Annotated in this window: 13 protein-coding genes; 6 read left to right on the forward strand and 7 right to left on the reverse strand. The window is 62.1% G+C overall.

What is annotated here, in order from left to right:
• The first annotated feature begins 1 nt into the window (after window position 1).
• Window positions 2-1,036 (forward strand): 2-dehydropantoate 2-reductase, encoded by a 1,035-nt coding sequence (locus CK221_RS04255; RefSeq protein ID WP_095776836.1) that lies wholly within the window; start codon window positions 2-4, stop codon window positions 1,034-1,036.
• Window positions 1,037-1,176: 140 nt separating this feature from the next.
• Here the strand turns inward: CK221_RS04255 and CK221_RS04260 are convergent, their stop codons facing one another.
• From CK221_RS04260 to dapD, 3 genes are all read right to left on the reverse strand, one after another.
• Window positions 1,177-1,554, reverse strand: a complete 378-nt coding sequence (locus CK221_RS04260; protein ID WP_095776837.1) for a DUF805 domain-containing protein — start codon at window positions 1,552-1,554, stop codon at window positions 1,177-1,179.
• Window positions 1,547-1,909, reverse strand: a complete 363-nt coding sequence (locus tag CK221_RS04265) for a DUF805 domain-containing protein (RefSeq protein ID WP_095776838.1) — start codon at window positions 1,907-1,909, stop codon at window positions 1,547-1,549. The genes CK221_RS04260 and CK221_RS04265 overlap by 8 nt, the downstream gene beginning before the upstream one ends.
• A gap of 70 nt (window positions 1,910-1,979) precedes the next feature.
• Window positions 1,980-2,834, reverse strand: coding sequence for a 2,3,4,5-tetrahydropyridine-2,6-dicarboxylate N-succinyltransferase (gene dapD, locus CK221_RS04270; RefSeq protein WP_095776839.1), 855 nt, complete (start codon window positions 2,832-2,834; stop codon window positions 1,980-1,982).
• Window positions 2,835-2,977: 143 nt separating this feature from the next.
• Here dapD and CK221_RS04275 point away from each other — a divergent pair, with 143 nt between their 5' ends.
• On the forward strand, window positions 2,978-3,817 hold the full coding sequence (locus CK221_RS04275; RefSeq protein WP_082953833.1) for an LOG family protein: 840 nt from the start codon (window positions 2,978-2,980) through the stop codon (window positions 3,815-3,817).
• Window positions 3,818-3,884: 67 nt separating this feature from the next.
• Here CK221_RS04275 and CK221_RS04280 read toward each other — a convergent pair whose 3' ends face one another.
• Entirely contained in the window at window positions 3,885-4,592 is a 708-nt protein-coding gene (locus tag CK221_RS04280; protein ID WP_067003034.1) for a pyrimidine 5'-nucleotidase, read from the reverse strand.
• Between the two features lie 150 nt (window positions 4,593-4,742).
• Here CK221_RS04280 and CK221_RS04285 point away from each other — a divergent pair, with 150 nt between their 5' ends.
• Window positions 4,743-5,504 carry a GGDEF domain-containing protein gene (locus CK221_RS04285; RefSeq protein WP_067323795.1) on the forward strand — a complete coding sequence of 254 codons (762 nt, stop codon included), beginning with the start codon at window positions 4,743-4,745 and terminating at the stop codon, window positions 5,502-5,504.
• A gap of 396 nt (window positions 5,505-5,900) precedes the next feature.
• On the opposite strand, the gene CK221_RS30140 is transcribed toward CK221_RS04285, so the two are convergent.
• Window positions 5,901-6,068 (reverse strand): hypothetical protein, encoded by a 168-nt coding sequence (locus tag CK221_RS30140; RefSeq protein ID WP_179294449.1) that lies wholly within the window; start codon window positions 6,066-6,068, stop codon window positions 5,901-5,903.
• 94 nt (window positions 6,069-6,162) lie between these two features.
• On the opposite strand from CK221_RS30140, the gene CK221_RS04290 reads away from it, so the two are divergent.
• Entirely contained in the window at window positions 6,163-6,654 is a 492-nt protein-coding gene (locus CK221_RS04290) for a MarR family transcriptional regulator (RefSeq protein WP_095776840.1), read from the forward strand.
• A 160-nt stretch (window positions 6,655-6,814) separates the two neighbouring features.
• Here CK221_RS04290 and phhA read toward each other — a convergent pair whose 3' ends face one another.
• Entirely contained in the window at window positions 6,815-7,648 is an 834-nt protein-coding gene (phhA, locus tag CK221_RS04295; protein WP_095776841.1) for a phenylalanine 4-monooxygenase, read from the reverse strand.
• A gap of 142 nt (window positions 7,649-7,790) precedes the next feature.
• Between phhA and CK221_RS04300 the strand changes: the two genes are divergently transcribed.
• Window positions 7,791-8,267, forward strand: coding sequence for an Lrp/AsnC family transcriptional regulator (locus tag CK221_RS04300; RefSeq protein ID WP_095776842.1), 477 nt, complete (start codon window positions 7,791-7,793; stop codon window positions 8,265-8,267).
• A 386-nt stretch (window positions 8,268-8,653) separates the two neighbouring features.
• Entirely contained in the window at window positions 8,654-10,633 is a 1,980-nt protein-coding gene (locus tag CK221_RS04305; RefSeq protein ID WP_067003295.1) for a GGDEF and EAL domain-containing protein, read from the forward strand.
• 123 nt (window positions 10,634-10,756) lie between these two features.
• Here the strand turns inward: CK221_RS04305 and CK221_RS04310 are convergent, their stop codons facing one another.
• A complete protein-coding gene (locus CK221_RS04310) occupies window positions 10,757-11,827 on the reverse strand; it encodes a class I SAM-dependent methyltransferase (RefSeq protein WP_095776843.1) in 1,071 nt (356 codons plus the stop codon).
• Between the last annotated feature and the right edge of the window lie 302 nt (window positions 11,828-12,129).

Here is a 12,129-nt window from a genome sequence, read left to right on the forward strand (position 1 = left end):
CATGGCCAAAGAAGGAAAGACGATCGCGATAGCCGGCGCCGGCAGCATCGGCTGCTATTTCGGCGGCTGCCTGGCGCTCGCCGGGCGTAAGGTCGTCTTCCTTGGCCGCGGCCGCATTGTGGAGGCGTTGCGCAAGGACGGGCTGCGGATCAGCGATCTTGACGGCCGCGACAGACGCATCGGGCCTGAGACGCTGGCGGTCAGCGACGATCCGGCGCTGGCGCTGCGCAACGCGGATATCGTTCTGGTCACCGTAAAGAGCGGCGCGACCGAGGAGATGGCGGCGCTTGTTGCGGCTCATGCCCGCCCCGATGCCATTGTGATCAGCCTGCAGAATGGCGTCGACAATCCGGACAAACTGCGTGGAGCGCTTCCCGCGCATCGCGTGCTTGCCGGTATGGTCGCGTTCAATGTCGTGCAATCGCCGGACGGCGAGACGCCGTTCAGCGTCCGTCGCGCCAGCGACGGCATGATCATCATCGAGAATACTGAGCCCGGTCTTGCAGCACTGCTCAATGTCGAAGGACTTGGGGTCGAAACCCAGGCCGACATCAAGGCGGTGCAGTGGAGCAAACTGTTGATGAACCTCAACAATGCGCTGGTCGCGCTCTCCGACCTGCCGCTGGCAACCGAATTGGCGGACCGCGGCTGGCGCGTCATTCTGGCGGACCAGATCGACGAGGCCCTGGCTGCAATGAAAGCTTGCCGTATCGAGCCGGCGCGCATCGCTGGGCCGCCACCATGGCTGCTGCCGAAAGTGCTGCGGCTTCCGGACTGGCTGTTCGGAATCCTGGCCCGGCGGCTGCTGGCGATCGACCCCAAGGCGCGCTCCTCGATGTGGGACGATCTCCAGCGCGGCAGGCCGACCGAGGTCGACGAATTGCAGGGAGCGATCCTGCGGCTCGCGCAAAAGACCGGCATGCCGGCGCCTGTGACAAAGCGCATCATGGCGCTGGTGCGTCAGGCGGAAGCGGACAGGCGCGGTCCGCCCGGATTGACGCCCCACGAGGTCAGCCGCGGTCCTCGATCAGCGTGATATTTGCAGCTGCTCAAATTCTCGGTCTCGTTGACGCCAAGGATGACGACATCGTCATTGACCGATTACATCACGCCTTAGCTCTGTGATTTAGAGCCGGATCAGATTTGAGGTCGAAACGACCTAAAAATCATCCGGCGCTAGCGGTCGGCCGGCGCATTCGTGCGGCTGCCGTAGCGATTGGATCCGGGCTGTCCCGGAAACAGGCAGAGCACCAGGAAGGCAACGATCGACACGACGGGAACGAACAGCACCAGCGCCGTGATGCCCGGCTTGTCGAGGTCGTGCAGCCGCTTCACTGCCAGCACGACGTTCGACCACAACGAGGCGAGGAACGTGAGGAAGAAGACGAACGACCACATGTTGCTCTCGGCCGAACCTTCCGGCACCAGCGTGAAGCGATAAAGCGGAAAGGCCTGGACGATAGCAACCAGCAATCCGCCGAGAAAATAAGCCGCGCGGCTGACGCGGCCCGAGGTTTTGAAGAAGAGCCAGATGAAGTCTGCTTTTTCAGGCAAGCGGGTCCGGTCCGTATTGATTGGCGCCCCTGGTGCCTTCGAGCATGCCCAGTTCGATGAACAGCCAGATGCCGCCGATGATGGGTATAAGGCCGATCAGTGTCCACCAGCCCGACTTGTTACGGTCGTGCCAGCGTTTGGCATAGAGAGCAATCGCGAAATAGATCGATGCCAGCGCGACGAGGATGCCGAGGATGCCGATCTGGTCGCCGCCGGCGGTGGTGAAACGTGTGCCGAGGATCGAGTCGAGAATGAACGCAATGATGGCGATGACGATGAATATGCCGATGCCGGCCCAGAACTTGGCCCGGTTGATGCGGCCGTCGAAACTCGTCAGCAGATACTTCCAGTCCATGACGCCCCTCCGTTGAACCAGCGCGACGGAATGTCGCGCCGGCGGAGGCTGCGTCTGTTCGCGGGAAAGATCAATCGCGCAGCAATTCGTTGATCGACGTCTTGGAGCGGGTCCTGGCGTCGACGCGCTTGACGATGACGGCGCAGTAGAGGCTGGGGCCCGGCTCGCCATCTGGCAGCGGCTTGCCCGGCAGCGAGCCGGCGACGACCACCGAATTTGCCGGCACTTCACCGTAGAAGACCTCGCCGGTGGCGCGGTCGACGATCTTGGTCGACTGGCCGATGAACACGCCCATGCCGAGCACCGAGCCTTCGCGCACGATGCAGCCTTCGACCACCTCGGAGCGCGCGCCGATGAAGCAATTGTCCTCGATGATGGTCGGACCGGCCTGCATCGGTTCCAGCACGCCGCCGATGCCGACGCCGCCGGAGAGATGCACGTTCTTGCCGATCTGGGCGCAAGAACCGACCGAAGCCCAGGTGTCGACCATGGTGCCTGTATCGACATAGGCGCCGACATTGACGAAGGACGGCATCAGCACCGCGCCCGGGGCAACATAGGCCGAGCGGCGCACGACCGAGGACGGCACGGCGCGGAAGCCGGCCTTCTCGAAATCGACCGCGCCCCAGCCCTCGAACTTCGACGGCACCTTGTCCCACCATACCGAGTGGCCCGGGCCGCCCTTGATGATCTCCATCGGGTTCAGCCGGAAGGAGAGCAGCACCGCCTTCTTCAGCCACTGGTTGACCAGCCACTTGCCGTCGTCCTGCCGCTCGGCGACGCGAACCACGCCGCGGTCGAGCAAGTCGAGCGCCGACTGGATGGCGTCGCGCGTTTCGCCGCGGGTCGCGGTCGAAATCGTATCGCGCTCCTCGAAGGCCTTTTCGATGGTCTTTTCGAGGCTCGCCAGATCGGGCTTCGACATGAATTTGCTCCATTACAAAGCTGTTAAGGCCTGCGCCTTAACCTGTTTTGAAATCGCGCGGACCCTATGTGAAGCCTTAATGGGGGTCAATCGCGACTGCGTCACGGGACGGCGCAAGTAAAGGAATTAGGACGGTGGATTCGATGACACCCATGGAAAAGGCGGGCTGGACGCCGCTGCCCCATTCGGACGAGGATCTCGAGCGGTCGAAAAGCGTGCCGGACACGCCGCAGACGCGGGCCGAAACCTATCGCCTGGCCTGGAACGATCCCGACTTCATGACGCGGCGCGAATTGCGTCCGGTGCGCCTGCAGCTCGAGCTCTTGAAGCCGGAGATGATCCTTGCCGAACGCGGCATCCGCTCGACCGTCATCCTGTTCGGCGGGGCGCGCCTTCCCGAGCCGGGCGGCGCCGCCTGGGCCGCCAAGAACGAGACGCAGAAGAAGAACCTCGAGCTAAACAGCAAATATTACGAAGAGGCGCGCAAGTTCGCCCGGCTGTGCTCGCAGCAGTCGGCCACGTCCTACTATCGCGAATTCGTCGTCGTCACCGGCGGCGGACCGGGAGTCATGGAGGCGGGCAATCGCGGCGCCGACGATGTCGGCGCGCCGTCGATCGGCTTGAACATCGTGCTGCCGCACGAGCAGGCGCCGAACGCCTATGTGACGCCCGAACTCTGCTTCAACTTCCACTATTTCGCCATCCGCAAGATGCATTTCGTCATGCGCGCCAAGGCGGTAGCCGTGTTTCCGGGCGGCTTCGGCACGATGGACGAATTCTTCGAGACGCTGACGCTGATCCAGACCGGGCGCATGGAGCGCGTGCCGGTGATCCTGTTCGGCAAGGCGTTCTGGCAACGGGCGATCGACCTCGACTTCCTTGCCGAGCAAGGCACGATCTCGCCCGGCGACCAGGACATCATCGATTTCGTCGACACCGCCGACGAAGCCTGGGACATCGTTCGCCGCTTCTACAGCCTCTGAGCGCGCGCTCGTCGTTACCGCAATGACCAGCGAGTTCTGACGGCGGCGCCGGCAATCTGGAGTTGGGTCAGCCCGGGACCTCGACGATTGCCGTCAGGAAGCCGGCGAGGTCGTCGGTGACGAAATCCACGTCGTCCTCATTCGCCGGGTCGCGCTCCCAGATCTCGGAGAAAGTCGGCTCGAAATTGCGCGGCACGACCAACACCGTCGTCATGCCGAGCGATTTCGGCACCGAGAGGTTGCGCGCCAGGTCCTCGAACATCACCGCGTTGTGGCCGGTGACGGAATGCAGCTCGGCGAACCGCTCATAGGTCTGGCGGGCCGGCTTGGGGTTGAGACCCGCCGCGACGATGTCGAAGATGTCGTCGAAATGATCCAATACGCCGAGCTGGCGCGCGGCGCGCTCGGCATGCTTGCGGTCGCCATTGGTGAAAATGAACTTGCGGCCCGGCAATTGGCGGATCGCGGCACCGAGCACCGGATCGGGCACCAGCCAGGAATAGTCGATGTCGTGCACCTTCTCGAGAAAGTCGTCGGGGTCGATGCCATGGCGCGCCATCAGCCCGTTCAGCGTCGTGCCGTACTCCAGGTAGAGCTCTTTCTGCAGCTTGCGCGCCTCCTCGCGCGAGAGCGTCAGCAGCTCGCCGACATAGGCGGTCATCTTCACGTCGATCTGCGCGAACAGATTCGAGTGATGCGGATAGAGCGTGTTGTCGAGGTCGAATACCCAATCCGTGACATGGGCAAAACGGGCGGGCTCGGGTGTCGTCGTCATGGCCTCCTTATGGCATGCGGACGCGGAGCTTATCCACAACTTCCGCGCGTCTTGCGTCGTGAAAATGGCGCCTCGCTTCAAATTTTAATCGTCCCGGAAAGGTCACCTTCAGCGCTTGCTGGCACAGAGGCAGTCCGTTGGGAGACAGCGATGAGTCGCATAATCTTGAAGTCCGCAGTCGTCGCGTTCGCTTCGGTCGCTGTCTCGCTCTTGTTGACGCTGGTTGTGGTCCCGGCCATGGGCTTTCCGATCAGCCGCACCGTCTGGCTGACGGCCACAGTTTGCCCTTTGATTCTCGCATGGATCGCTAGCGTCGGCACCTTCTGGCAAAGCGACCGGCTGAAAAATGCGCATCGCGAGCTTGCCCGCGCGCATGCCCAGCTCGCCGCGGCCCACAGACGCCTGTCGGAGAAAGCAAGCCGCGACGACATGACCGGCATGCTCAACCGCGAGACCTTCTTCGCCGCGCTCGACGGTTCCCGGCGCAAGGCCGATCGCGGCGCCCTGCTGATCATCGATGCCGACCACTTCAAGACCATCAACGACAATTACGGTCACCTGACCGGCGACGATGCGCTGCTTCTGATCGCCGGCGCCATCGAGCGCGGCGTGCGCAGCGGCGATGTGCTCGGCCGAATCGGCGGCGAGGAGTTCGCCGCCTTCCTGGTTGGCGCCACCGAACCGGAAGCAAGGCGCGTGGCCGAGCGCATCCGCCGCGAGGTCGAGCTGATCCGCTTTCGCCCTGTCGACGAGCGGACCGTGCCGTTGACGGTCTCGATCGGCGGCATCACCTGTGGCGAGAGCGCCACCGTGTCGGAGCTGATGCGCGCCGCCGACCGCAGGCTCTACGAGGCCAAGCATCGCGGCCGCAACCTGTCCGTTCTCGATCGCGACCTTTCGGAAGCCGCCTGAGGCCTGAGTGGCGTTAGCAAATTCCTCACCCTTACCAAATTCAGCCGCGGCGATCCGCAGGTTGTAACGCGGTTTTCATCTGGACTTGGCACGGAATTGGCTTCGGCGGCGGCATGTGTGCCGTCCAGCAACGGAATGCCTAGGGAGTCCGCATCGCGGAAGGCTTGCGGCTCTTCGGCACGACCATGGCGCGGAAGAATCTCGGCCGCGTGCGCATCGCCGAGTCTATCGGCAATGGTGGCGATTATCCGACGAATGAGGAGACGGCGGGCGCTCGCCTGCCGGCTGGGCGATCACCTCGGCCAGGTGATCACAGTCTGAACTCCCGACAGGCGGGCGGCGCCGGCGCCTGCAATGGCAACCGGCGCCGCCCTGGCGCGCCTTTGGGGGTCGGATCTACAGTCCGTAAACGGCGACCCGCACCAGCACGGCCGCGGCGGCAAGTGCCACCAGCAGGATGCCGAGGCCGATGGGCGAGCCCCAGCCATACCATTCCATGGCCAGCTTGGCGTATCTGTACTCGTCCTCATGCGAGAGAGGGGGGCGCTGTTGAATCAAGCTCATTGTTCACTCCTGTCGGCGACTTTGCCCTTGCTTCGCAAAGGGTGGCATCGCATATTGATACGATAGTCTGAATGTTAGACAACTTGATAGTTAGATGATCGAACTAAATTCGTCAAGCATGAATCGTGCTGAGATGACGGCGGCCGTCAGCCGTGCCGTCATGCGCTGGCAGGACGCGACGCAAGCCTATGACGAGGCGGTCGGGGAGCGGCTTGGGCTGATCGCGGCCGAGCGGCATTGTCTGGGCTTGCTCTACGCGGGGCCGCAATCGGCCGGCGCCGTGGCGGCGGCGACGGGGCTGACGCCGGCAGCGGTGACGGCCTTGATCGACCGCCTTGAGGCGCGTGGGCTCGTTACCCGAACCCGCAGCCTGGAAGACAGGCGCAAGGTGGTGATCGAGGCGACCGAGCTGACCAGAGAATTTTCGGAGCGCTACTATGGCGCCATCGCGCGCGAGGGCGAGAAAGTGATGGCGGGTTTCAGCGACGCCGAGTTGGCGACCGTGCTGCGCTTCATCGACGCCGCGCTGGAGCTGCAAAGCGAGCAGTTGGCGAGGCTCAAGGCCGAGCCGGCTTCGGTCGGCTGATGCCCGAGGGACCGGACACTGGCGGCTTGCTTCCGCAAAACCCAGAGCGGCTCAGCCGCCTTCAGGCCACCGAGCCGCTCTGACGGCCGGCTGGGCGAAAGCCGGACCTCGAAGCACGCCGCACCGAACGGTTTTGGGCGCCGCGCATTTGTTTCAGTACCTACACCGTGGCGGGGTCGAGCGCCGGCTGACCCTTGAACCGCGTGACGATCCCGGCGAGGTCGTCGCCGGCGAATGCATCGCGCAATGCGTCGAAGGACGGCAGCACGAAGTAGGCGCGCTGGAACTTGTCGATCTCGTAGCCGGTGCGCATCACCGTCTCCAGGTCGAACGGCACATGATGGGCGTCCTTGCTTTCGACCGCGAATTGCAGCTCGGTGAAAGACGACATCAGTCCTGCGCCGAAAGCCTTTACCGGCTGGCCGGCTTCCTGGATGAGGCCGTATTCGGCGCTGTACCAGTAGAGCCGGGTGATCATCTCGTCGCCGCCCAGCGCGATCATGTCCTCGGCCTTCTCACCATACATCTGCATGAAATCGGCGAACACCGGCTGCGTCAGGATCGGCACATGGCCGAAGAAGTCATGGAACATGTCCGGCTCGACGATGTAGTCGAGTTCCTGCCTGGTCCGCAGCCAGTTGGTGACTGGGAAACGGCGGTTGGCGAGATGGTCGAAGAAGGGGCCGGCGGGGATCAGCCCGGGCACCGCCACGATTTCCCAGCCCGTGAGCTTGCGCAATTTCTCGCTGATGGCGTCGAAATCCGGAATCTTGTCGAGCAGCCCGAGCGTCGCGACGCCGTCGAGATAGGAACGGTGCGCCAGCCTCTGCGTCAGCTTCGTCTGGCGATCGCAGAGCGTGCGCCACACTGCCTGCTCGTCGGCGGAATAGTCGTAATCCTGAGCCACTGTGAAGTCGGCGCGGCACACCGAATAGTCGCCGCGAAGGCCTTGCGCCGCGCATTCGCGGGCATAGTCGGCAACGCTGATCGTCATTTCTTCCTCCTGAAAAAAATCGTCGGTTCCCGGATGGTGGCGTCATCGTAGCCGCGGCTCGTGAGGCAAATCAGCCTTCTTTGTAGCCAAGCGAGGGATTTTGAGGTAAACTTCGCTCAAATTTAGACGTTTAGGAGGGAAAATGCCTCAGTTGGATGAGTTCGAAATAAGAATGCTGGACACCCTGCAACGCGACGGGCGCAAGGCCGTGTCGGAACTCGCGCAGGAGATCGGCCTGTCGACCACGCCCTGCGCGCGGCGCTTCGAGGCGCTGCAAGGCGCCGGCGTCATCAAGGGCTTTGCCGCCGTGCTCAGCCGACGCGCGCTGGGGCTGACGGTCGAGGTGTTCATCCAGGTCCGCCTGGTGAGCCACAGCGACGGCTCGCCGGAAAGTTTTATCGCCGCCGTGCAGCGCATGGACGAGGTCTCGTCCTGCTGGACGATGACCGGCGACCACGATTTCCTGCTGCATGTGATGGTGCCGTCGGTGGACGATCTCAATGCTTTCGTCATGCACCGGCTGATGCGGCTGCCCGGCGTCCGCGACGTCCACACCCAGCTTGTGCTGCAGAACATCAAGGGGCCAGGCCACGTGCCGCTCAGCCATTTGCGGCGGTAATCGTGCCCGAAACGGTTCTCCGTAAAGAACGGCCCGACAATGTTGTCGGGGCGAATCTACTTCGGGACGATTTCCCCGATATCAACTGAAATTAAGGTTACACGAATCTTAACAAAAGACGCCCTTGGAAATTTACGCAATGTTTCGTGCGTCTTCTCTTGCGATCTGGAGAAAGTGTGACCATGCATTATTCGGTAACTCATGATTGTTGCATGGAATCCTTAGCGGGTCGCTGGGCCGGTGCAATCGCATGATCCGTTTACCGGCGGTTAGCAACATTAGTGTCTTATAATGAACCAGGCTTGCCTTCGTCCTTCCGTAAGGACTTGACGGACTTCGCTTGCTCGAACCCGTTCATGCGGAGGATGATCGCAAAGGAGCATTGCATGCAACTGACGGAGGACGTGGCTCAGAGGGTCACTGAAGCGATTTCACGCCCGCCGTGGAAATCCGCCGATCCGACGCTTTTTGCGATGCTGCTGCAGAAGAACGCGGATCAGAATCGCAAGGTCGTGCGCTGGGGCATAGCGGCGGCTGTGTTGAGCTACATATGCTACGGGGCCTTCGACTGGTTCCTTTTCCCGGACATTGCCGACCGTGTGATTCTGACGCGCCTGACGTTGGGATTGACCTTCCTGGTGCTTGTCGAACTTGTTGCTCGACGCGATTTTGCCGTCACCACTCTGCACTACGTTGCTGCTCTGGCGATCGTGGCGGGCGCGATCGGATGGCTGCTGTCGGCGCTCGGAACGACGCATCAGGAGGCGCTGTCCCATTTCATCATCTTCGGCACGGTTTTCATTCTCGGTGCCAACCTTTTCTTCAACTTCCGGCTATGGCTCTCGGCGCTGTCGTCCGCAACCGTGACAATAGCATTCCTCGGCGCCACGCTGTTCTTGCTTCAAGCCGATCTTGGCACCCGTCTGGTGCTTGCAACCTATTTCGTGAATTGCCTTGTTTTGTCGCTTTATCTGTCATGGCGCCTCAGCATGGAGCGCTACCAAACCTTCCTGCATGCCCTTCAGGCGCAGATCCAGGAGCAGGTCGCCATCGAAAATGGTCAAAAGCTCATCGAGATCGCAGACACCGACCCGCTTACCGGGCTTAAGAACCGCAGGGCGATCACCCGGGAATTCGCGGAGTTGTGCAAGGAATGGGCTAGGGACAATGACGAAATAGGCGTCATTCTCATGGACGTGGACTACTTCAAGCGGTTCAACGACCGGCTCGGCCATCAGGCCGGCGACGACTGCCTGATCGAGCTTGCCCGAGCCTTCGACGAGACGGCGGCGTCCAATCACGCCATCGCGGGACGGTACGGCGGCGAAGAATTCGTCGTGCTCTGCAAGGTCGCCGGACCGGATCACCTGCGCGAGGTGACCCATCAATTCTGCCGGGCCGTCGAGGACTTGAACATCTCCCATCCCGATCGGGACGATAAACTCAACATCGTCACCATCAGCGCTGGCGCCTCGTTGACGCGCGCCGATCAAAGCATAGAGCTTCGGATCTTGTTGCAGGAGGCCGATCGCGCGCTTTACGCCTCCAAGTTTTCCGGTCGCGCGACCGTCACCATCTATGATGCGCAGGCCATCGATCAGAAGCGCGCCAGCCAGAATCTTTCGGAACTGCTCAAGCAAGCCGTTTCGGAGGGACTGGTCTCCGTCGTCTATCAGCCGATCTGCGATGCGATATCCGGCAAGGTGCTTGGCCATGAGTCGTTGATGCGGCTGCGCGACTTCGACGGCAGCGTGATCAGCCCGTCCGTGTTCATACCTGTCGCCGAGCAGACCGGCGGGATCGAGGAACTCGGGATGTGGGTGATCGATCGGGCTTGCGGCGACATGGTCGAGCACGGATTGGGATCGGTCGTGTCCGTGAACGTCTCGGTCGTCCAGCTCAAGGCTCCGAATTTCCCGCTTCACGTCACCGAGATCCTTGGTCGGCATGGCATGGCGCCCCAGAGGCTGGCGCTCGAGGTCACTGAAGGCAGCGATATATCCCTGGAGGCGCAGGCCGCCAGAAGTATCGAGCAGCTTCGAAACCTGGGCGTTCAGATCTGGCTCGATGATTTCGGAACCGGATTTGCAGGTCTGGCCTGGCTCCGTCGTTTCAAGTTCGACGTCGTCAAGATCGATCGGAGTTTCTTGCACGATTGCCAGACGGTTCGAGGCCTGAGCCTGTTGCAGGACATGGTCAGACTGCTGCGCAATCTGGGCCATACGGTCCTTGTCGAGGGTGTCGAGACGAAAGAGCAGCAGAATTTGCTGCAGCACATGGGCATCCAGTCGATCCAGGGCTTCCTGACCGGACGTCCCGTCCCGATCGAAGAGATCATGCAGGCCAGGCAGGACCTCGTCGCTTAACTCAAAGCAGTGCGGCAGGAATGTAGGGCGGCGCCATCTCGGCGAAACGAGGACGCCGCGCGCTGCATCAGAAGCCGGGCCGCTGCACGGCCCGACTTGAAATCGGAATGTGAAGCGGCTCCGCTACCGCTCCATGGCGGGCGCCGCGAAATCCACGCGTTTGCGGATCTTGCCGTAGACGATGTTCCTATTCGATCCGTAATAGACCTCGGCTTCGACGCGGTTCTTGTCCACCGCGGCATTGATGATGTCCCACATGTCGCCGGCCGACCGCAGGATGAGCGGCCAGTCCATGAACGTCTCCATGTACCCGTCGGTCGTGATCTCGTCGCTGAAATTGGCGAAGAGGAATTCGCCGTCCGGCTTGACCAGTTCCATGGCGCGCTGCAGCAGGCGTGCGCCGACCGAAAGCGGCAGGTAGTCATACAGCCCGGACGCATAGACGAGATCGAATGTGCCAAGCGGGTAGGCGCGCCGCAAAAGACCGCGCACGGATCCGTCCACGGCTTCCACTGCCGTACCGGCGAGGTCGCGGTTGACCGTGCCGACGCTCACCGGGTCCTGGTCGAGACCGATCCAGCGCTTTAACCTTCTCTCGGCGAGTGCCTTTGAGAGTTCGGCTTCCCGCAAATGGCCGCAGGCGATTGCCAGCACCTCGGCGTTTTCTACCCGGGCAGCCGTTTCGTCGACCGTTTTGGCCAGTATCTCGCGGCGCTCGCGCCCCGCCACCGAGCTTGCCGCTTCGCTCGTATAGGCAAAGATCTCGCGGCCGAGTTCGCTCGACGATGCCACGATCTCGTCCGCGCTCGGGTGCTTGTAGTAGATGTCCAGCAGCGTCGCGTCGCCCGAATAGCCGCGCGGCTTTTCGAAGGACCAGCGCGTGAACGGATCCTGCTTCAGGTAGGCCGCCACGCGGTGCTGCTGAGCGAGCGGGATCAGTTCCTGCCAAAGAGCCGGAGCGACCTCCCGGCGCAGTTCATGCAGTCGACCCGCCAGGCGCTCGACGATTTGCCCTGCGGGCTCCTGGCGCGCGAAAGCCTGATGAGCGAGGTCCAGCACCAGGGCGAGCTGGGCCGCCCGCGCCTTGAGCTCGGCGGCGTCGACCGCCTCCGCGGACGCCGCCTTGTGCTTCTTGATCAACGTCGATGTGATGAGGCTCGCCTCATCGATTTTCAGATCGGGATTCAGCGCCATATGGGCATTTCCTTGTGGTCCCCCAACCGACAATTATAAATGCCTAGAGTTTTAATAAAAGTTTAGGGTCAACTGCATTAGGTATTGCTAATACTCTCCCTGCCGAAGGTTTGAAGCGCCGAAAACCAGAGCTCGATCGAGCTGCGCAACGCGCATGTCCTTAACCTTTTGTTATGCACTGGGCTAACGCCGTCTCCCGCTCTGCGCGACGTTTCGGGTGTGCCCATCAAATCTGTGGGAAAGCTGCATCGAAACTGCTGAACCGCGCCAAGGCGGCTTCGACATCGCCAAATACGACCGGC

It is taken from the genome of Mesorhizobium sp. WSM3868 (assembly GCF_002294785.1).
Classification (GTDB): domain Bacteria; phylum Pseudomonadota; class Alphaproteobacteria; order Rhizobiales; family Rhizobiaceae; genus Mesorhizobium.

What these genes read in the sequence shown, in the direction of transcription:
- dapD (WP_095776839.1), bottom strand. Translation starts at nt 2,834, where the DNA reads ATGTCGAAGCCCGATCTGGCGAGCCTCGAAAAGACCATCGAAAAGGCC.
- CK221_RS04280 (WP_067003034.1), bottom strand. Translation starts at nt 4,592, where the DNA reads ATGACGACGACACCCGAGCCCGCCCGTTTTGCCCATGTCACGGATTGG.
- CK221_RS04305 (WP_067003295.1), top strand. Translation starts at nt 8,654, where the DNA reads ATGCAACTGACGGAGGACGTGGCTCAGAGGGTCACTGAAGCGATTTCA.
- phhA (WP_095776841.1), bottom strand. Translation starts at nt 7,648, where the DNA reads ATGACGATCAGCGTTGCCGACTATGCCCGCGAATGCGCGGCGCAAGGC.
- CK221_RS04275 (WP_082953833.1), top strand. Translation starts at nt 2,978, where the DNA reads ATGACACCCATGGAAAAGGCGGGCTGGACGCCGCTGCCCCATTCGGAC.
- CK221_RS04310 (WP_095776843.1), bottom strand. Translation starts at nt 11,827, where the DNA reads ATGGCGCTGAATCCCGATCTGAAAATCGATGAGGCGAGCCTCATCACA.
- CK221_RS04265 (WP_095776838.1), bottom strand. Translation starts at nt 1,909, where the DNA reads ATGGACTGGAAGTATCTGCTGACGAGTTTCGACGGCCGCATCAACCGG.
- CK221_RS30140 (WP_179294449.1), bottom strand. Translation starts at nt 6,068, where the DNA reads ATGAGCTTGATTCAACAGCGCCCCCCTCTCTCGCATGAGGACGAGTAC.
- CK221_RS04300 (WP_095776842.1), top strand. Translation starts at nt 7,791, where the DNA reads ATGCCTCAGTTGGATGAGTTCGAAATAAGAATGCTGGACACCCTGCAA.
- CK221_RS04255 (WP_095776836.1), top strand. Translation starts at nt 2, where the DNA reads ATGGCCAAAGAAGGAAAGACGATCGCGATAGCCGGCGCCGGCAGCATC.
- CK221_RS04285 (WP_067323795.1), top strand. Translation starts at nt 4,743, where the DNA reads ATGAGTCGCATAATCTTGAAGTCCGCAGTCGTCGCGTTCGCTTCGGTC.
- CK221_RS04290 (WP_095776840.1), top strand. Translation starts at nt 6,163, where the DNA reads ATGATCGAACTAAATTCGTCAAGCATGAATCGTGCTGAGATGACGGCG.